Consider the following 20,166-nt stretch of genomic DNA (forward strand, 5'->3'; position numbering starts at 1 on the left):
GTGGGGCCGGTTGCGGGGGCCAGATCAGTGAGCCGCATGGATGCGGCGACCGAGCCTCCATGGATGGATCCACGGCGTCCCCCGCAACCGGACCCACCCCGCCATCCCACAGGAAACCCGCTTCTGCTTCGGCTGTTGCTGTTGCTTCGGTTCGCAGCAGGTGCAGGGCTGCAAGCCCTGCCGACCAACACCCTGCTTACGAACGGCTGACGTGACGCTCATGCGCCATGCGCGAGGCTGTCCGCTAGGCTGTTCGAGTGGAGGTAGCAACGGTGCACTGGCAAAGCGCGCAGGCCTACGCATGGCCGTTGGGATTGGCAGCAGTAGCGGGTGGCATCGGCGCGTGGCTGATCCTCTGGATCTATCATCGGCTGAAAGGGCGTGATCGTCGGCGCGCGCGCATCGGTCGCGTGCTTGGCCTGCCGATGGCGACCGCGTGGCCACTGCTGCTGTTGATCCCCGCGCTGCAGGCCACGCCGCTGCAGGATCCCGTGCTGGGCAATCTGCAGCATGTGCTGCACATCGCGCTGACCGCCTGCTTCATCTGGTTGCTGGTACGCGCGGTGGCGGCGGGTGAGCGCGCGATCCTGCGCGGCCATCCCATCGATGTCTCCGACAACCTGGAAGCGCGCCGCATCCAGACCCAGACGCGGGTGCTCAGCCGCGTGTTGATGGGGGGCATCATCGTGCTCGGCGCCTCGCTGGTGCTGTTGACCTTTCCGATGGTGCAGAAGATCGGCACGGCTCTGCTGGCCTCGGCGGGTCTGATCGGCCTGGTGGCCGGCATTGCGGCCAAGCCGGTGTTCGGCAATCTGATCGCTGGCCTGCAGATCGCAGTGACGCAGCCGATCCGGCTGGACGATGTGGTGATCGTTGAAGGTGAGTGGGGACGCATCGAGGAGATCGGCAGCAGCTACGTGGTGGTGCGCATCTGGGACGAGCGGCGGATGGTGGTGCCGTTGACCTGGTTCATCGAGAACCCGTTCCAGAACTGGACGCGGCGCAGTGCCGATCTGCTCGGCACGGCCTTCCTGTGGTTGGACTACCGGGCACCGATTGCGGCGATCCGCGCCGAGCTGGAGCGCATCTGTCGTGGCGAAGCGCTGTGGGATGGTCGGGTCTGCGTGACCCAGGTGACCGAAACCAGCGAACGCGCGATCCAGGTGCGGCTGCTGGTCAGCGCACGCAGTTCCGGCGATGCCTTCGACCTGCGTTGCCTGGTGCGTGAGCGCATGCTCGATTTCCTTGCGCGCGAGCATCCGCAGGCGCTGCCGCAGGTACGTGCACGTGTGCAGCACGATGATGAGCTGGATAGGCCGCGCGGTCCGCGGGCGCGTACCGCGGATGTGCGGTCGCCGGGCGCTGAAGATGGCGAAGCCGCGATCGTGCCGATGGAGCCCGACCAGCCTCTGTAGGGCCGAGCCATGCTCGGCTGCCTTCGATTTTCCGATGAAGCCGAACGTGGGCTCGGCTCTACATAAACGCGATCAAGGCTCGCCAGCGTCGATCAGTGCGTCAGTATCAAAGTGCGGCGGCCGCCGCGCGCGCGTGCGCTGCTCGTAGGCGTAGGCCATCTCGATCAACTTCGGCTCGCTCCAGGCGGTGCCCATGAACAGCAGGCCGACCGGCAGGCCGTCGATCTGCCCCATCGGCACGGTCAGGCTGGGATATCCGGCCACGGCAGCGGCGCTGTAGCTCTCGCCGGGGAAGTCGTCGCCTTCGCTGCGGATCGCCCATGCGACGCCGGTGGTTGGCGCCACCAGCGCATCGAGTTGATGGGCGGAGAGGGCGGCATCGATGCCTTCCGGGCCGGCCAACCGGCGCGCATCGCTGCGCGCGCGGATGTAGGCAGGGTCTGCCAGGCCAGCGGTGGCGTCAGCCTCTACCAGCAGTTCCTGGCCGAACAGGCCCAGTTCCTGCTTGCTGTGGGCCTGGTTGAAGGCGATCAGCTCGGCAAGGCTGCGCAGCGGGGCGCGATGGGTGCTGAAGTAGCGCTCCAGGCCCGCCTTGAATTCGTACAGCAGCAGCGTGCGCTCGGCCTCGGCCCAGGCGCCCTGGTTGGGCAGTTCGACGGGTACCACGACGGCACCGGCGCGACGCAGCTCGATCGCCGCCTGATCGATCAGCGGCGGCATGCCGCGGTACTTCAGCAGCGGCGTCTGCAGCAGGCCGATGCGTTTGCCGCGCAGGCCCTGCGGGTCCAGGCGTGCGGTGTAGTCGTAGACCGCGCGGCCGGGCATGGTCGCGGTGGCGGGATCGGCGTCATCGCGGCCGGCGATCGCGGTCAGCACGGCAGCAGCATCGGCGACGCTGCGTGTCATTGGTCCGGCGGTGTCCTGGCTGAAGGAGATCGGTACGATGCCATCGCGGCTGACCAGCCCGACCGTCGGCTTCAGGCCGACCACGCCGTTGATCGCCGCCGGGCAGACGATGCTGCCGTCGGTTTCGGTGCCGATCGCCACGCTGGCCAGGTTGGCGGCCACGGCCACCGCGCTGCCGCTGCTGGAACCGCACGGTGAATGGCTGATGCGGTAGGGGTTGCGGGTCTGGCCACCGCGCGCGCTCCAGCCGGAGATGGAGTCGTTGCCGCGGAAGTTGGCCCACTCGCTGAGGTTGGTCTTGCCCAGCACCACGGCGCCGGCGTCGCGCAGCCGGCGCACCAGATAGGCGTCGTCCGGGCGGAAACCCTGCAGGGCCAGCGAGCCGGCACTGGTGGCCATCGGTGCGGCGTTGATGTTGTCCTTCAGCAGCAGCGGGATGCCATGCAGCGGACCGCGCAGGCGTCCTTCGCGGCGCTCGCGGTCGCGGGCGGCGGCTTCCTTCAGGGCATCGGGGTTGAGCTCGATCACCGCGCGCAGGCGTGGCCCGGTGCGGTCGAGGCTGGCGATGCGCTGCAGGTAGGCCTGGGTCAGGGTGGTGCTGTCCAGCTCACCGGCGGTCATCCGCGCCTGCAGGTCGGCGACATCGGTTTCGGCGTACGGGAACGGCACGTTGCGGCTCGCAGGTTCGGCCGCATGCGCGCTGGGCGTGGCCGGGCTGCAGCCAGCCGAAAGCAGCGCAGGCAGCGCGGCGAGCAGGCAGGTCAGCAGAGGCGGCAAGGACGGGCGCATGGGGCGGCTTGGTCGGCTCCAACCCCCAGTGTAGCCGGTGCTCAGCGGTGGCGCTTGCGCAGGTCGCGGGCGAGGACGTAGACCACGATCAGGTTGATCGCCAGGATGGTCCACGACGGCCAGCCGGGATGGCGGATGATCGCGAAGATGTCGAAAGGCAGGTACAGCGAGGCGGTCAGGCAGCCCAGCCAGGAGGCCCAGGCCTTGGCCCGCCACAGGCCCCAGGCCTCGACCAGGTGCAGCAGGCCGTAGCCGATCATCCCCGCCGCGGCCAGGTGGACCGCATCGGGGCTGATCATGTGCAGCAGCGAGGGCAGGGTGCCATGGTCCGGATCCAGGCTGAAACGCCGGATCAGGGCCATGATGCCGTGCCGTAGCGGCTGCGGTCCGAGCACTTCCAGCCCGGTGGCGGCCAACAGCGCCAGCATCGCCTTGCTCGCTTCAAGCAGGGCGATGACGTGGAGACCCGGATGCCGGTGCGGATCCGGGTTGTAGCCGCTCTGGTTCACGGGGTGCTGGCTCAGCCGCCGCGCGAAGCCTTCTTGCGGTCGCTTTCGGTCAGGAACTTCTTGCGCAGACGGATCTCCTTCGGGGTGATCTCGACCAGCTCATCGTCTTCGATGAAGTCCAGGGCCTGTTCCAGCGAGTACTTGATCGCCGGGGTCAGCTGGATCGCATCGTCCTTGCCCGAAGCGCGCATGTTGGTCAGCGGCTTGGTCTTGATCGCGTTGACGGTCAGGTCGTTGTCCTTGGAGTGGATGCCGACCAGCTGACCTTCATACACGTTGTCGCCTTCAGCAGCGAACAGCTTGCCGCGCTCCTGCAGCGGGCCCAGCGAGTAGGCCGGGGTGGTGCCCGGCGCATTGGCGATCATCACGCCGTTGATGCGCTTGGCGATCGCGCCCTGTTCCTTCGGACCGTAGTGGTCGAACACGTGGAACAGCAGGCCCGAACCCTGGGTGAGGGTCTTGAACTCGTTCTGGAAGCCGATCAGGCCACGGGCCGGGATCGAGTATTCCAGGCGCACACGGCCCTTGCCGTCCGATTCCATGTTCTTCAGCTGGCCCTTGCGGGTGCCCAGCTTTTCCATCACGCCGCCCTGGTGGATTTCTTCGATGTCCACCACCAGTTGCTCGATCGGCTCCATCATCTGGCCGTCGATTTCCTTGATGATCACTTCCGGACGCGACACGGCAAGCTCGTAGCCTTCGCGGCGCATGTTCTCGATCAGCACCGACAGGTGCAGTTCGCCACGGCCGGAGACCAGGAACTTGTCGGCGTCTTCCAGCTGCTCGACCTTCAGGGCCACGTTGTGGACCTTTTCACGGTCCAGGCGGTCCTTGATCTGGCGGCTGGTCAGGAACTTGCCACCGGACAGGTCCTTGTTGCCGGCGAACGGCGAGTTGTTGACCTGGAAGGTCATCGAGATGGTCGGCTCGTCGACGGTCAGCGCCGGCAGCGCTTCCGGGAAGTCCGGTGCGCAGATGGTGTCGGAGATGGTCAGCTCCTGGATGCCGGAGATGGCCACGATGTCGCCGGCCTCGGCCGAATCCTGCTCGATGCGCTCCAGGCCCATGAAGCCCAGCACCTGCAGCACCTTGCCGTTGCGCTTCTTGCCTTCACGGTCGATGACCGCGACCTGCATGTTCTTCTTCAGGGTGCCGCGCTGGATGCGGCCGATGCCGATCACGCCCACGAAGTTGTTGTAGTCCAGCTGGCTGATGCGCATCTGGAACGGGCCTTCCGGGTCCACTTCCGGGCGCGGCGCGTGCTGCATGATCGCTTCGTACAGCGGGGTCATGTCGCCGTCACGCACGGTGTCTTCCAGGCCGGCATAGCCGTTCAGGCCCGAGGCGTAGACGATCGGGAAGTCCAGCTGCTCGTTGGTGGCGCCGAGCTTGTCGAACAGGTCGAAGACCTGGTCGATCACCCATTCCGGACGGGCGCCCGGACGGTCGACCTTGTTGACCACGACGATCGGCTTGAAGCCCATCGCGAAGGCCTTCTGGGTCACGAAGCGGGTCTGCGGCATCGGGCCGTCCATCGCATCGACCAGGATCAGCACGGTGTCGACCATCGACAGCACGCGCTCGACCTCGCCACCGAAGTCGGCGTGGCCGGGGGTGTCGACGATGTTGATCCGGTTCTTGATGCCGGTCTTCTTGTCTTCCCAGGTGATGGCGGTGTTCTTGGCCAGGATGGTGATGCCGCGTTCCTTTTCCTGGTCGTTGCTGTCCATCACGCGCTCGGCGAGGACGGTACGCTCGGACAGGGTGCCGGACTGCTTCAGCAGCTGGTCGACCAGGGTGGTCTTGCCATGGTCGACGTGGGCGACGATGGCGATGTTGCGAAGATTTTCGATGGACATACGAAAGGGGGCCAGTCGGCGCCGGATTTGGAAAAAGAAGTCCAACATTATACGTCGAACTTGACGATTCGCGAAAAGGTGGATTTCACGCCTGTCACGGGGCCCATTCAGCTGGCCATCCGCCGCGCCGGCCGAGGCCGCCAGGACCCCGCTGCGCGGCTCCCCGTCCGTGGGCTGAAGCGGGGCGCTTCACCAATGGTCGAAGCCGCCGCCGACACGAGGCGGGTGTAAACTAGGTGGCTAGACGCATTCCCCTCTGCATCAAGGATCTTCATGTCCCTCATCGCCACTTTCGACACCACCCAGGGCCCGATCAAGGTCGAGCTGTTTGCCGACAAGGCGCCGCTGACCGTGGCCAACTTCGTGAACCTGGTCAAGCACGGCTTCTATGACGGCCTGATCTTCCACCGCGTGATCGCCGACTTCATGATCCAGGGCGGCTGCCCGCAGGGTCGTGGCACCGGCGGCCCGGGCTACAAGTTCGAAGACGAGAAGAATGGCGTGAAGCACGAGGTCGGCTCGCTGTCGATGGCCAACGCCGGCCCGAACACCAACGGCAGCCAGTTCTTCATCACCCACATCAAGACCGACTGGCTGGACGGCCGCCACACCGTCTTCGGCAAGGTCCTGGAAGGCCAGGCCATCGTCGATTCGGTCAAGCAGGGTGACGTGATCCATTCGATCACCCTGGAAGGCGACGTCGACGCCGTGCTGGCCGCCCAGGCCGACCGCGTCGCCGAGTGGAACAAGCACCTCGCCGCCTGATTCCCCTTCGAAACGGCCACCCACGGGTGGCCGTTTCCCTGTTCCCCGCCGCCCGCCAAGCCTGCGTGGCTCCGCCCGCGGCGTCCCATCAAACGCTTGCAAGCAAGAGGAAACCCCCATGAAAGCACCCGTTCGTGTTGCCGTGACCGGCGCCGCCGGCCAGATCGGTTATGCCCTGCTGTTCCGCATCGCCTCCGGCGAAATGCTGGGCAAGGACCAGCCGGTCATCCTGCAGCTGCTGGAACTGCCGGTCGACAAGGCCCAGGCCGCCCTGAAGGGCGTGATGATGGAGCTGGAAGACTGCGCCTTCCCGCTGCTGGCCGGCATGGTCGGCACCGATGACGCCGAAGTCGCGTTCAAGGACGCCGACATCGCCCTGCTGGTCGGCGCGCGTCCGCGCGGCCCGGGCATGGAGCGCAAGGACCTGCTGCTGGAAAACGCCAAGATCTTCACCGCCCAGGGCGCGGCGCTGAACAAGGTCGCCAGCCGTGACGTGAAGGTGCTGGTGGTCGGCAACCCGGCGAACACCAACGCCTACATCGCCATGAAGTCGGCCCCGGACCTGAAGCCGGAAAACTTCACCGCCATGCTGCGCCTGGACCACAACCGCGCGCTGAGCCAGCTGTCGACCAAGCTCGGCAAGCCGGTCGGTGGCATGGAGAAGCTGGTGGTGTGGGGCAACCACAGCCCGACCATGTACCCGGACTACCGTTTCGCCACCGCCGATGGTGCGTCGATCGCCGATGCGATCAACGACCAGGAGTGGAACGCCAACACCTTCATCCCGACCGTCGGCAAGCGCGGCGCGGCGATCATCGAAGCCCGTGGCTCGTCCTCGGCTGCGTCGGCCGCCAACGCCGCCATCGACCACGTGCGTGACTGGGTGCTGGGCAGCAACGGCAAGTGGGTCACCATGGGCGTGCCGTCCGACGGTTCCTACGGCATTCCGGAAGGCGTGATCTTCGGCTTCGCGGTGACCACCGAGAACGGCAAGTACACCCTGGTGAAGGATCTGCCGATCGACGACTTCAGCCAGAAGTACATCGACAAGACCCTGGCCGAGCTGGAAGAAGAGCGCGCCGGCGTCGCCCACCTGCTGGGCTGATACGGGCCTCGGCCGGTAGGTACCGACCGTGGGTCGGTACGCAGAAGACGGGGAGGCTTCGGCTTCCCCGTTTTCATTTGGAATTCCTGGAACCGCATGATCCACCTGCACTACATCGACGACGCGCTGCTGGTAGCTGAAAAGCCCGCCGGCCTGCTGTCCGTGCCTGGCCGCAGCGCCGAGAACCAGGACTGTGTCGTCGCGCGCCTGCAGGCGCTGTATCCGGATGCCTTGACCGTGCACCGCCTGGACCAGGTGACTTCCGGGCTGCTGCTGCATGCGCGTGGCAAGGACATGCAGGCGGCGTTGTCGATGCAGTTCGAGCAGCGCCAGGTTGGCAAGTGCTACGAAGCCGTTCTGCAGGGCCTGCTTGAGGGCGATGCCGGCGAAGTGGACCTGCCATTGATCGTGGACTGGCCGAACCGGCCGAAGCAGATGATCGACCATGAGCGCGGCAAGCCGGCGCTGACGCGTTGGCGCGTGCTGGCCCGTGATGCTGAAGCGCAGCGCACGCGCGTGGCGCTGGAACCGATCACTGGCCGCAGCCATCAGCTGCGCCTGCACATGGCCAGCCTCGGCCATCCCATCGTCGGCGACGTGCTGTATGACGCGGCGCCGGCGCAACGCGTGCATCTGCATGCGCGCAGCCTGCGGTTTACGCATCCGCTGACGGGCGAGGCGCTCGCGTTCGAGTCCGCGGCTCCGTTCTAGGGGGGAGGCGGCAGGGCCTGCAGCCCTGCACCTGCAGAATCAACGTCAACATCAACATCAACATCAACATCAACGTCAAAAGCGGGCTGTCCGTGGGTTGGCGGGGCGGTATGGGTGGGCAGGACACGCCGTAAACCCATCCATGGGGGCTCGATGGCGCCATCCATGGCGCCAACGGTCCTGCCCACCCACACCGCCCCGCCTCTGACAGATTCCCGCGGCTGTTGGCAACTGCGGCCGTTGTTCCGCACGGCTGTTGGTAGGTGTCGACCTTGGTCGACACGATTTTTCTGTCAGATATCGAATGAGTCATCCACGCATGGCGTGGATCTACCGTGTCGACCAAGCTCGACACCGACCAGAACAATATGTCGTTCCGACAGGTCGCGGGAAACTGTCGAAGGCGGGGTGGGTCCGGTTGCGGGAGTGTCCGCGGCATGGATGCCGCGGCCAAGCCCCCAGGGATGGGTTTACGGCGTCTCCCGCAACCGGATCCGCCCCGCCATTCCCCAGTAGCCCAGCTTTTGACGTTGACGTTGATTCTGCAGGTGCATGGCTGCAAGCCCTGCAGAACAAAACCCCACCCCCTACCAAGGTAGGGCGGCCCGCACGCCAGCGCCGGACTATCCTCGAACCCATGACTTTGTCTGGGAGGGCTGCGTCATGAACTACGAGGAAACCTACCGTCGCTCGATCGACGAGCCGGAGGCCTTCTGGGGCGAGGAGGCCAAGCGCATCCATTGGCACAAGCCGCCGCAGCAGGTGCTCGACTACAGCAACCCGCCATTCCGGCGCTGGTTCGTCGGCGGCGAAACCAATCTCTGCTACAACGCCGTCGACCGCCACCTGGCCGAGCGCGCTGACCAGCTCGCGCTGGTCGCCATCTCCACCGAGACCAACAGCACACGCGAGATAACCTATCGCCAGCTGTACCGCGAAGTGAACGACTTCGCCGCAGTGCTCAAGCACCTCGGTGTCGGCCACGGTGACCGCGTGGTGATCTACATGCCGAACATGGCCGAAGCCGTGTTCGCGATGCTGGCCTGCGCGCGCATCGGTGCGGTGCACTCGGTGGTGTTTGGTGGCTTCGCCGCGCACAACCTGGCGCTGCGCATCGACGACGCCAAGCCCAAGCTGCTGATCGCGGCCGATGCCGGCATGCGCGGTGGCAAGCTGATTCCGTACAAGCCGATGGTCGACGCCGCCTGCGCCGAAGCGGCCTCGCCACCACCGCACGTGCTGATCGTGTCGCGCGGACTGGACGCAGCCGAACCGCGCGTGCCGGGGCGTGACGTGGAGTACGCCACGCTGCGCGCGCAGATCGGCGAGGTCGATGTACCGGTGCAGTGGCTGGAAGCGAGCGAGCCGAGTTACCTGCTGTATACCTCCGGCACCACCGGCAAGCCGAAGGGCGTGCAGCGTGATGTCGGTGGCTATGCGGTGGCGATGGCGCAGTCGATGGAAACCGTGTTCGACTGCAAGCCAGGGCAGGTGATGTTTTCCACCTCCGATGTCGGCTGGGCCGTCGGCCATTCCTACAACGTCTACGGCCCGTTGATCGGTGGCTGCACCTCGCTGCTGTACGAAGGGCTGCCGACCAATCCCGATCCGGGCATCTGGTGGGCGCTGTGCGAGCAGTACAACGTGCGTACGATGTTCTCTTCGCCTACCGCCATCCGCGTGCTGAAGAAGCACGACGCGGACTTCATCCACCGGCATGACCTGGGCGCACTGAAGTACCTGTTCCTGGCCGGCGAGCCACTGGACGAACCCACCGCGCACTGGATCAGTGAGGCGCTGGGCAAGCCGATCATCGACAACTACTGGCAGACCGAAACCGGCTGGCCGGCGCTGACCCTGCTACCGGGCCTGGAAATGAAGCCGGTGCGCTTCGGTTCACCCGGTTTCCCCAATCTCGGTTACCGGATGAAGGTGATCGACGAGAACACCGGCGAGGAAGTCGCGCCGGGGCAGAAGGGCGTGCTGGTGGTGTCGCCACCGTTGCCGCCGGGTTGCATGAGCACCGTGTGGAATGATGACAGCCGCTTCCTGCAGAGCTACTTCAGCCACTTCAAGGAACTGTTGTACAGCTCGCTGGACTGGGCGATCCGCGACGACGATGGCTACACCTTCATCCTGGGGCGCACTGATGATGTGATCAACGTGGCCGGGCATCGCCTCGGCACGCGTGAGATCGAGGAAGCCATTTCCAGCCATCCGCGCGTGGCCGAGGCGGCGGTGATCGGGGTCAAGGACGAGTTGAAGGGGCAGGTGCCGCTGGTGTTCGTCACCCTCAAGCAGGGGCTCAACGGTGAGGATCCAGCGCCGGTGGTGGCGGAGATGATGGCCGCGGTGACCACCTCGCTCGGCGCGGTCGCGCGCCCGGCGCATGTGCATGTGGTCAACGCACTGCCCAAGACCCGTTCGGGCAAGTTGTTGCGGCGCTCGCTGCAGGCGCTGGCCGAGCAGCGTGATCCGGGTGACCTGTCGACGCTGGATGATCCCAGCGCACTGGAGGAGATCCGCCGGGCGCTGGGGCGCTGACCTGCTTCTGTAGAGCCGAGCCGATGCTCGGCTCCGCATGCCTCGCCAAAGCAGCCGAGCATCGGCTCGGCTCTACAGAGGAGGGTGTTGCTGCACCGCAACTTCCTCCCTGCAACCGGTGCGCTAAGCTCGGCCCCAGGGGAGCGCGCCCGCCAGGGCGCGCAGGTGAAGCGCATCAAGGATTGGGGGGATGCAATGGCATTGCTGCACGCCAAGACGGCTGCTGGCCGTCAGGAAATCGAAGACCGTGGCCGGCGCCTGCCGGCAGCACTGCGCTCGATCCTGCTGATGGTCGATGGCCATCGCGACGACACCGAACTGCGCGGCCTGTTCGAAGGCCTGCGCGCACCGGCCGATGCACTGGAGCAGCTGGAAGTGCAGGGCCTGATCGAAGTGATCGGTGGCAATGCCGAGGTGGCACCGGCACGTGGAATCAGCACCGGCCGCGAACAGGATCCGGCGTTGTACCAGCAGTTGTACGACGCGATGAGCGAGGCGGTGCGGCGCCACCTCGGCCTGAAGGGCTACTTCATGCAGTTGAAGATTGAACGCTGCGCCGATGCACTGGCGTTGGAACGCCTGTGCCCGGAGCTGCTGGCCGCGGTGGGGAAGGCGCGCAGCCCGGCGCTGGCGCAGCGCTGGTGGCAGGAAACCCAGGCGGCGGTGGTGAACGCTGGCAATGAGGTCGTGCAGGCCTGACTCACCGCGTAAAGTTATCGGTTCACTTCCCCACAAGGAGTCCCGCGTGCAGGACGACCACGACGACACCGATACCCCCGGCTGGGACGCGATCAATGCGGCGCTGGCGCCCCTGTATGCCGGGCAGGAGCCGCGTCATTTCGGCACCGCGCTGCCTTACACGCTCGGCGGCCAGGATCCTCTGGATGGCATCAGCGTGTACTGGGTGGATGCGCCGGTACCGCACTGGCACTACATCACCTACGGCTTCTCCGAGCTTTACACCAAGGAGAGCAGTGATGCCGCCGCCAGCGGCTATGGTTTCGAGCTGACCTTCCGCCTCGCTGCCGAAGCCGGTGAACACGCCGGCAGCACGCCGCCGGTGTGGCCGATGAACCTGCTGCAGAACCTGGCGCGCTACGTGTTTGGCAGCGGCAACGTGTTCGAGGATGGTCACCATCTGAATGCCAACGGCCCGATCGCGCTGGAGACCGATACGCGCCTGTGCCACCTGGCCTTCATTGCCGATCCGCAGTTGCCTGCGCGCGACACCGCCAATGGCCACCTGCAGTTCCTGCAACTGGTCGGCCTGACCGACGAAGAGATGGAGGCGGTCAAGCGCTGGTCGACGCGCGGTGTGCTGCAGGCGCTGCAGCCGGCGATGCCGCTGTGGATCAGTGATCTGCACCGTCGCAACCTGCTGGAGGATCCGGCACTGGCAGCCCAGGTGCAGGCCGGCAGCGAGCGCGAGGGCTCCAGCACCGGCATGCTGTTCATCGAGACGTTGGACTGGAGGCAGGAGGCCGGCGTCACCACCCTGGTGCTCGGCGCGGGCCAGGTCGCCAGCGTCTGCGAACTGCTGCCGCTGCGCCTGCGCCACGGAAAGTCGCTGGAACTGGCCAGCCGCGAGCGGCAGTGGGAGTTCATTCCAGCCGGGCGCGGTGACGTGGGCGAAGTGTCGGCCGACAGCGCGCGCTGGGCCCTGGACGAGACGGGGCTGCAGGCCCTGGCAGGCGTGCGTGCCGAACGTGGCATCTACCCGGTGGCGGGAGCGCTGCGCATCGAAGTAGTGCCAACCTACCTGCGCGACGCCAACGGTGAAGTGATTCGCCAGATTGGCTGAGTGTGACGATGGAACTGATGGGGTCAGAGCCGCCTGCGGTGCAGGCGGATCCGACCCCGACTCCGAGGGCGATGGGGTCGGATCCGTTCGCCACGCGAACGGCGTTGACCCCAGATAAGCCTCAGGCCAGGCCTTCGGCCTTCAGCGCGGCCTGCACACCGGCATCGGCGTCCATGCGTGCCTTGTAGGCGGCCAGGTTGTCCAGGCCGGACAGGTCGACCTTGGTGCCGGCGGCCCAGCGCAGGGTGATGTAGAAGTACGGGTCTGCGAAACTGCGGAAGCCGGCCAGCCACGGCTTGTCGGCCAGTTGCTTGTCGGCGGTCTCGAACAGGCCACGCAGGCGCTTGTGTGCGGCGGCGCGGATCGCATCGAACTGGCTTTCGTCGGCGATGAACTTGCCCGGTGCGAACAGCGGCGAGAAGGCCGGGTGCACGTCGGAATTGACGAAGGCCAGCCAGCGGGTGGCTTCGGCACGCTGTCGCGGGCTGCCATCACCGCCGAGGCCGGCCTGCGGGCAGGTGTCGGCGATATAGCCCATGATCGCGGCGTTCTGCAGCAGCACGAAGTCGCCATCGACCAGCGCGGGCACCGCGCCGGCCGGATTGATCTTGAGGAATTCCGGACCCTTCAGGGTGTCCTTGTTCAGCAGTTCGACCTCGAACGGCTGGCCGGTCCACTGCAGGGCGATGTGGTCGGCGGTGGAACAGGCACCGGGCTTGCTGTACAGCTTCATGGGAACTCCAGGTGATGCGGGCGGGAAACGCCCACTATCCCAGAGCCTGCCGGCGGGCGGCAACGCTGCCGCCAGCACGGATCGTTACGACTGCCGCGGCTTGAGGTTCTGCACCTTATAGAAGGTGTGATCGCCGATGGTGGCCACCTGGTAGGCGTTGCGCCAGTTCGGGCTGGCGATGGACAACGCGGCGAAGTGGCTGGCACCGGGCACGATCTCGCGGCGCTCGCCGGCCGGCAGCGCCCAGTTGCGCTCGGCGTCGAAGGCCACGTTCATCGCCTCGCTCCAGGCCGCGTCGTTGCCCAACTGGGTGCCGGGGGAGACGATCGTCGGTGCAAACTGCTTGCGCGCGGTGACCACCTGGCACATCGAGTCGCCCCACAGGCCACTGTCGAGACGGCGCAGGGCGACCTCGGCAACGGCCTGCTGGCCGCGCAGGGTCTGGTCACGGGCTTCCAGGTAAACGGTGGTGCTCAAACACAATGAATCAGCGGCCGGCTGCGGCAACAACTGCGACAGCCAGAGAATCCAGGCCAGTTTCATATAACTCCTTGCTCCGTATGGGCCGCACTCTCCACTTCCGGTCGCGGGGGCGACAGGACGCGGGGTACGACTTGGCGTCATGGGGAGGCGGCCATCGGGGCCGCCCCGTGGGCGGCCCCAAAAGAAACGATCAGTACCGATCGAGGGGGCCGCACCGGCTCACCGGAAACTGGCTGGTGAGCGGAAGATGGCGCAAGGTAGGGGGGGATAGCCGAACGCATCGTGAACCGCTCGGCTTGACATTCAGGTTCAACGGAGGTGACGGAAATCACATTCCGCCCCCCATTCAGGCACTTATCAGAGCGCGGCGGCGACCCGACTGCCCTGGTCGATCGCCCGTTTTGCATCCAGTTCTGCGGCCACATCGGCGCCGCCGACCAACGTCGCGCTGATGCCAGCGGCCTGCAGTTCCGCCTGCAGCGCACGATTCGGTTCCTGCCCGGCGCAGATCACCACCTGATCGACCGGCAGCAGTTGTTCGCTGCCCTCAACGCGGATGCGCAGGCCTTCATCGTCAACACCCAGGTACTCGACGCCGCCGAGCATGCGCACGCCCTTGGCCTTCAGCGTGGCGCGATGGATCCAGCCGGTGGTCTTGCCCAGCCGCGCACCGGGCTTGCCCGGGCTGCGCTGCAGCAGCCACAGCCGGCGCGGCGAGGCCTCTGCCTGCGCCCGCGCCAGGGAGCCGCGGGTCTCAAAGGTACTGTCCACGCCCCATTCGGCCATCCAGCGCTGTGGGTCCAGCGAGGGGGACTCACCGGCGTGGCTGAGGAACTCGCCGACATCGAAGCCAATGCCGCCGGCGCCGATGATCGCTGCATTGGCGCCCACCTCGACCCGGCCCAGCAGCACGTCCAGGTAGCTGACCACCTTGGCGTGGTCGGCGCCGGGGAAGTCGACCCTGCGCGGGGTGATGCCGGTGGCCAGCACCACCTCGTCGAAGCCGGCCAGGCTGGCCGCATCCGCTCGCGTGCCCAGGCGCAGCTGCACTCCGGTTTCAGCCAGCTTGTGGCGGAAATAGCGCAGGGTCTCGTGGAACTCTTCCTTGCCCGGGATGCGCTTGGCCACGTTGAACTGGCCGCCGATCTCGTCGTTGGCATCGAACAGGGTGACCTGGTGGCCGCGCTCGGCGGCCACGGTGGCGCAGGCCAGGCCGGCCGGGCCGGCGCCGACCACCGCGACCTTTTTCGGCGTGGCAGCAGGGTGGTAGACCAGCTCGGTCTCGTGTGCGGCACGCGGATTGACCAGGCAGCTGGCCAGCTTGTTCTCGAACACGTGATCGAGGCAGGCCTGGTTGCAGGCGATGCAGGTGTTGATCGCCTCGGGGCGACCGGCTCGGGCCTTGTTCGGCCACTGCGGGTCGGCCAGCAGTGGGCGCGCCAGCGACACCATGTCGGCGCCGCCATCGGCCAGGATGCGCTCGGCGACCTCGGGCATGTTGATGCGGTTGGTTGCCACCAGCGGCACCTTCACATGCGGCTTGAGCTTGGCGGTGACACCGGCAAAGGCCGCGCGCGGCACCGAGGTGGCGATGGTGGGAATGCGCGCCTCGTGCCAGCCGATGCCGGAATTGATGATCGTCGCGCCGGCGGCCTCGATGGCCTGCGCCTGCTGCACGATCTCTTCCCAGTTGCTGCCGTCTTCCACCAGGTCCACCAGCGACAGGCGGTAGATGATGATGAAGTCCGGCCCGCAGGCCTCGCGGATGCGGCGCACGATCTCCACCGCAAAACGCATGCGTTGGTGGGCGTCGCCACCCCAGCGGTCGGAGCGCTTGTTGGTGCGCGGGGCGATGAACTCGTTGATGAGGTAGCCCTCCGACCCCATCACTTCGACGCCGTCGTAGCCGGCTTCGCGGGCCAGCTTTGCGCTGCGTGCGTAGTCGGCGATATGCCGCTCGACACCGCTGGCCGACAGCGCACGCGGGGTGAACGGGTTGATCGGCGCCTTCAGCTTCGACGGTGCCACCGACAGCGGATGGTAGGCATAGCGGCCGGCATGCAGCAGCTGCAGGCAGATCTTCGCGCCATGCTGGTGTGCGGCGGCGGTGAGCTGCCGGTGCGGGCGTACTTCCCAGGGCCAGGACAGCTTGCCGCCGAATGGCTTCAGCCAGCCCACCACGTTGGGCGCGAAGCCGCCGGTGACGATCAGGCCGACACCGCCCTCGGCGCGCTCGGCGAAATAGGCTGCCAGGCGCGGGAAGTCGCGGGCGCGATCTTCCAGGCCGGTGTGCATCGAACCCATCAGCACGCGATTGCGCAGCTGGGTGAACCCCAGGTCCAGCGGGGCGAACAGATGGGGATAGGCGCTTTCGTTGGCTGGCGACATGGTCGATACGCTTGCGTACGGAAGCGCGAAGCGTGCCGGGAAACGGCGGCCGGGGCAAGGGGCTGGCGAATCGGTAGCGCCGGGCCATGCCCGGCGACGCGGCTACCCGTGGCCGCGCTGCGCGCTCGCCGGGCGTGGCCCGGCGCTACCCGCTGGCAGCGGCCGGCCAATCCCGAACCAGCCCAGCGTTACCCCGCACAGGGGGCCGATCAGCAGGGCGAAGGCGAGGGTGCCGACACCGACGTTGCCGCCGAGCCACCAGCCCAGCAGCAGCACGCTGCCCTCGATCAGGCTGCGTACCTTCCAGATCGGCCAGCCGGTGCGGGCGTGCAGGCCGGTCATCAGGCCATCGCGCGGGCCGGGCCCCAGCTTGGCGCCGATATAAAGGCCGGTGGCCAGGGCGACCAGCAGCATGCCGGCGCAGAACATCGCCAGCTGCCAGCCAAGGCCGACCGCCGGGGGGAGCAGCCACAGACCGAACTGCGCGGACGGGCCGATCAGCATCACGTTGAGCACGGTGCCGACGCCCGGCTTCTGTCGCAATGGCCACCAGAGCAGCAGCACCAGCGCGCCGATCACATTGGTGGCCAGGCCGAACGACAGCGGTGTCTGTGCGGCGATGCCCTGCGACAACACGTCCCACGGGGCCACGCCGATCGCTGCACGGATCATCAGCGAGGCGCCGAAGCCATACAGGAACAGGCCGATGATCAGTTGCAGCAGACGCAGGGGCAGGGCGGTGGGCATGGCGGCGCTCGGGGAGAGGGGGATCTGTTTCCACCGTAATCCCGATTCATCCGTCGCCATAGATACAGATGCCGGCCAATCCGCCGCCACAGGCGGGACCTGTAGAGCCGAGCCCATGCTCGGCTGGCGATGCCAGGCAAAGCAGCCGAGCATGGGCTCGGCTCTACACCGGCGTTCCAGCCTGGCTCAATCGCCCCAGCCCGCCAGCGCCAGCTTGCCGACCGTGCGTCCGCTGGCCAGGCGCTGATGCGCGATGTCCAGATTCGCCGCATTGATCGTGCCCAGCGTTTCGCTGAGAGTGCCGCGCAGCTGGCCAGCGTCGATCATGCTGGCCGCGCGGCTGAGGATGCGGTGCTGTTCGATGCGGTCCGCAGTGGCGAAGCGCGAACGCGCGAACATGAATTCCCAGTGGATGCCGATGCACTTGGCCTTGTAGGGATCACCGATGCGCAGCGCACCGCGCGGTTCGACGATGAGGCCGACATGGCCCTGTGGCGCCAGCAGCTGGCCCAATGCCTCCCAGTAATGGTCGGTGTCGGCCAGGTTGAGGGCAACCTGTACTGCGTCGATGCCCACTGCCTGCAGCTGGGGCAGCAGCGGCTGCCGGTGGTCGATCACATGCTGGGCACCCATCTGCCGGCACCAGTCGATCGACGACTCGCGCGAGGCGGTGGCGATCACCTCGAATCCTGCATGCCGGCCCAGCTGGATCGCCATCGATCCAACGCCGCCTGCTCCGCCGATCACCAGCAGGTGCTGGCCGGCATGGCGGCGGTCATCCAGCTGCAATGGCATGCGCTGGAACAGCAGTTCCCATGCGGTGAGCGTGGTCAGTGGCAGGGCGGCCGCTTCGGCGAAGTCGAGCGTGGTCGGCTTGCGCGCTACCAGCCGTTCGTCCACAAGATGGAACTGCGCATTGCAGCCCGGGCGGGTGACATCACCGGCGTAGTAGACCTCGTCGCCGGACGCGAACAGGCTGGCGTCCTCGCCGATCGCTTCGACCACGCCGGCGGCGTCCCAGCCGAGAACGCGGGGTGCTTCGAGCGTGGCTGGATCGGTGGCCGCCCGCTGCTTGCCGTCGACCGGATTCACCGAGACGGCTTCGACCCGGATCAGCAGGTCGCGGCCACCCGGAGGCAGCGGCGGAGGCAGGTGGATATCGCAGAGGGCGGGGGCGGATTCACGACTCAGGGCGACGGCTTTCATCTCGGCTCCGGCTGGGTTCGTGGCTCCATCATAGAGTTCCTCACGTTTCAGCAGATGCGCTGAATCGCGTGGAGCAACCTGTTGCGCAATATGTCGTATTCCGCACCTAAACCCCGTCAAACCCTTGCGGTGTGAGGGTCTTGCGGTTTTTCATCATCCTGTATAGGGTTTCAACGTCGGACCGGTGGAGGGTCGGGCACAACACTTCACATGTTACGGGACTGTTAACATGACCTTCACCCGCCTGAGCATAATGTTCGCGGCGGTGGCGTGCTGAATCGGCTGTCGAACATCGACGCACTAGTGCTGGCCCATGCCTCTACCGGTTTCATACCCCCGAAATAGGAGCTGTACTCAATGAACAAGAAGATCCTTACTGCCGCGCTGCTGGGTGGTCTGGCTTTCGCCCAGGCTGCGTCCGCGCAGGAGTTCGATGACCGCTGGTACCTGACCGGTTCGGCCGGCTTCAACTTCCAGGACAGCGACCGCCTGACCAATGACGCTCCGTTCGTCACCCTGGGCCTGGGCAAGTTCATCAGCCCGAACTGGTCGCTGGACGGTGAGCTGAACTACCAGAACCCGAACTTCGACGCCAACAAGGACATGAACTGGTCGCAGTACGGCGTCTCGCTGGACCTGCGTCGCCACTTCATCAAGGAAGGCCGCGGCTGGAACCCGTACCTGCTGGCCGGCCTGGGCTACCAGAAGTCGGAAGAAGAGTACAACCCGATCAGCGGTGGCTTGGCTGACCGCAAGGACGGCAACTTTGCCGCCAAGGTCGGCGTCGGTCTGCAGACCACCTTCGAGAAGCGCGTTGCTGTCCGCGCCGAAGTCGCCTACCGCGCTGATTTCGACGACCAGAGCGTGAACCCGAAGCGTGCCGGCAACGATGAAAGCTGGTTCGGCGACGTGCTGGCTTCGGTCGGCGTCGTGATCCCGCTGGGCCCGGCTCCGGTCGCGGCTGCTCCGGCCCCGGCTCCGGTTGCCCCGAGCTGCGCCGACCTGGATGACGACGGTGACGGCGTCAACAACTGCGACGACAAGTGCCCGAACTCGCAGCCGGGTCAGACCATCGGTCCGGACGGTTGCCCGGTGCCGGTCTCCATCGACCTGAAGGGCGTGAACTTCGACTTCGACAAGTCGAACCTGCGTCCGGACGCCGTGGCGATCCTGAGCGAAGCCACCGAGATCCTGAAGCGTTACCCGGATCTGCGCGTTGAAGTCGCCGGTCACACCGACTCGAAGGGTACCGACGCTTACAACCAGAAGCTGTCGGAGCGTCGTGCTACCGCCGTGTACAACTACCTGACCAAGAACGGCGTTGACGCCGGTCGCCTGGTCGGCCCGATCGGCTACGGCGAGAGCCGTCCGATTGCTCCGAACACCAACCCGGATGGTTCGGACAACCCGGAAGGTCGCGCCAAGAACCGTCGTACCGAGCTGAACGTCCAGAACTAAGTTCTGACGCTCTGCCAGTAGGACACAGCAGGACCCGGCTTCGGCCGGGTCTTGTTGTTTCTGCGGCCCGGAATCCAGGTAGTGCTGGGCCCGGGAGCAACCGTTCGTCGGGTTTTTGTCCGTAAAACCAATGAGTTGCCGTATTCATTGAAAGTGGCGCTTGAAAGCTGTCGCGGCATTGCTAAACTCGCCGCGTCACTTCCTTTCGTGGATGCCCCTCATGCTGCGATCTGCATCGGCCGCCTTCCTGGCGCTGGCCCTGGTTCCCGCCGCCCACGCTGCGGTCGATTGCTCGGTCAACGCCAGCGCCTCGCCGCTGCCGTTGCCGGCCACGACCATCGCGCCGGTGGCCGACGAGCTGTACATCCGTGGCAACCAGCTGGGCATGCCGGCCGGTGTGCTGAGCAGCAACTACGATCCGTCGCAGTCGCTGGACCAGGTGCTGCAGCGCCTGCGCATCGACGGCTGCCAGAACATCGCCAAGGCCATTCCGAGCGCACCGGCGGTGAAGCCGAACGATCCGGCGGCCTACAAGCCGCAGACCGAATTCGACAACACGCCCTGGCGCTTCGACATGAGCCAGAACGGCAAGCGCATGACCGCCGAAGAGTTCGACGCCTGGATGAAGGCGCGCGGCGTGCGCGTGGTCAAGGCGCGTCCGGCTCCGGCCACCACGCCGGCTCCGGCCGAAGCACCGGCTGAGACCAAGCCGGTCGACAAGAAGTAAGCGCTGCGGGGAGCAGAGGC

The 20,166-nt window shown here is 66.4% G+C and carries 17 protein-coding genes; 9 read left to right on the forward strand and 8 right to left on the reverse strand.

Annotation, left to right across the window (positions count from 1 at the left end):
- Window positions 1-272 precede the first annotated feature (272 nt).
- The gene (locus ACZK0Z_RS04480) at window positions 273-1,415 is read left to right on the forward strand and encodes a mechanosensitive ion channel family protein (protein WP_049432766.1); all 1,143 of its coding nucleotides are present in this window, start codon (window positions 273-275) and stop codon (window positions 1,413-1,415) included.
- Between the two features lie 72 nt (window positions 1,416-1,487).
- Here the strand turns inward: ACZK0Z_RS04480 and ACZK0Z_RS04485 are convergent, their stop codons facing one another.
- The 3 genes from ACZK0Z_RS04485 to typA are packed head-to-tail and all read right to left on the reverse strand — an operon-like array spanning window position 1,488 to window position 5,478.
- A complete protein-coding gene (locus ACZK0Z_RS04485) occupies window positions 1,488-3,110 on the reverse strand; it encodes an amidase (RefSeq protein WP_049432765.1) in 1,623 nt (540 codons plus the stop codon).
- 41 nt (window positions 3,111-3,151) lie between these two features.
- The gene (locus ACZK0Z_RS04490) at window positions 3,152-3,619 is read right to left on the reverse strand and encodes a DUF2127 domain-containing protein (protein WP_049432763.1); all 468 of its coding nucleotides are present in this window, start codon (window positions 3,617-3,619) and stop codon (window positions 3,152-3,154) included.
- Between the two features lie 11 nt (window positions 3,620-3,630).
- Entirely contained in the window at window positions 3,631-5,478 is a 1,848-nt protein-coding gene (gene typA, locus ACZK0Z_RS04495) for a translational GTPase TypA (RefSeq protein WP_010483969.1), read from the reverse strand.
- 273 nt (window positions 5,479-5,751) lie between these two features.
- On the opposite strand from typA, the gene ACZK0Z_RS04500 reads away from it, so the two are divergent.
- From ACZK0Z_RS04500 to ACZK0Z_RS04525, 6 genes are all read left to right on the forward strand, one after another.
- Window positions 5,752-6,243 (forward strand): peptidylprolyl isomerase, encoded by a 492-nt coding sequence (locus ACZK0Z_RS04500; protein ID WP_005408225.1) that lies wholly within the window; start codon window positions 5,752-5,754, stop codon window positions 6,241-6,243.
- 118 nt (window positions 6,244-6,361) lie between these two features.
- Entirely contained in the window at window positions 6,362-7,348 is a 987-nt protein-coding gene (locus ACZK0Z_RS04505) for a malate dehydrogenase (RefSeq protein WP_004153634.1), read from the forward strand.
- A 96-nt stretch (window positions 7,349-7,444) separates the two neighbouring features.
- Window positions 7,445-8,059, forward strand: a complete 615-nt coding sequence (locus tag ACZK0Z_RS04510; RefSeq protein ID WP_197620061.1) for an RluA family pseudouridine synthase — start codon at window positions 7,445-7,447, stop codon at window positions 8,057-8,059.
- Between the two features lie 663 nt (window positions 8,060-8,722).
- Window positions 8,723-10,603: a propionate--CoA ligase gene (prpE, locus tag ACZK0Z_RS04515; RefSeq protein ID WP_197633576.1), complete on the forward strand. Its 1,881-nt coding sequence runs from the start codon at window positions 8,723-8,725 to the stop codon at window positions 10,601-10,603.
- 195 nt (window positions 10,604-10,798) lie between these two features.
- Window positions 10,799-11,302: a hypothetical protein gene (locus ACZK0Z_RS04520; protein ID WP_049430343.1), complete on the forward strand. Its 504-nt coding sequence runs from the start codon at window positions 10,799-10,801 to the stop codon at window positions 11,300-11,302.
- Between the two features lie 46 nt (window positions 11,303-11,348).
- Entirely contained in the window at window positions 11,349-12,404 is a 1,056-nt protein-coding gene (locus ACZK0Z_RS04525; protein WP_049430341.1) for a suppressor of fused domain protein, read from the forward strand.
- 121 nt (window positions 12,405-12,525) lie between these two features.
- On the opposite strand, the gene ACZK0Z_RS04530 is transcribed toward ACZK0Z_RS04525, so the two are convergent.
- The 5 genes from ACZK0Z_RS04530 to ACZK0Z_RS04550 form a co-directional block, all read right to left on the reverse strand.
- Complete coding sequence (locus tag ACZK0Z_RS04530; protein ID WP_049430339.1) at window positions 12,526-13,137, reverse strand: glutathione S-transferase N-terminal domain-containing protein; 612 nt, start codon at window positions 13,135-13,137, stop codon at window positions 12,526-12,528.
- A gap of 84 nt (window positions 13,138-13,221) precedes the next feature.
- Window positions 13,222-13,680, reverse strand: coding sequence for a cell wall hydrolase (locus ACZK0Z_RS04535; RefSeq protein ID WP_004154513.1), 459 nt, complete (start codon window positions 13,678-13,680; stop codon window positions 13,222-13,224).
- A 297-nt stretch (window positions 13,681-13,977) separates the two neighbouring features.
- Complete coding sequence (locus ACZK0Z_RS04540) at window positions 13,978-16,008, reverse strand: FAD-dependent oxidoreductase (RefSeq protein WP_197633334.1); 2,031 nt, start codon at window positions 16,006-16,008, stop codon at window positions 13,978-13,980.
- A gap of 102 nt (window positions 16,009-16,110) precedes the next feature.
- Window positions 16,111-16,755: a membrane protein YczE gene (yczE, locus tag ACZK0Z_RS04545; protein WP_049430336.1), complete on the reverse strand. Its 645-nt coding sequence runs from the start codon at window positions 16,753-16,755 to the stop codon at window positions 16,111-16,113.
- A gap of 186 nt (window positions 16,756-16,941) precedes the next feature.
- On the reverse strand, window positions 16,942-17,961 hold the full coding sequence (locus tag ACZK0Z_RS04550; protein WP_197633332.1) for a zinc-binding alcohol dehydrogenase family protein: 1,020 nt from the start codon (window positions 17,959-17,961) through the stop codon (window positions 16,942-16,944).
- A gap of 357 nt (window positions 17,962-18,318) precedes the next feature.
- Here ACZK0Z_RS04550 and ACZK0Z_RS04555 point away from each other — a divergent pair, with 357 nt between their 5' ends.
- Window positions 18,319-19,419 carry an OmpA family protein gene (locus ACZK0Z_RS04555; RefSeq protein ID WP_005408234.1) on the forward strand — a complete coding sequence of 367 codons (1,101 nt, stop codon included), beginning with the start codon at window positions 18,319-18,321 and terminating at the stop codon, window positions 19,417-19,419.
- A 220-nt stretch (window positions 19,420-19,639) separates the two neighbouring features.
- Window positions 19,640-20,146, forward strand: coding sequence for a hypothetical protein (locus tag ACZK0Z_RS04560; protein ID WP_049430334.1), 507 nt, complete (start codon window positions 19,640-19,642; stop codon window positions 20,144-20,146).
- The last annotated feature ends 20 nt before the right edge of the window (window positions 20,147-20,166 follow it).

It is taken from the genome of Stenotrophomonas sp. 116085_Sma (assembly GCF_056479585.1).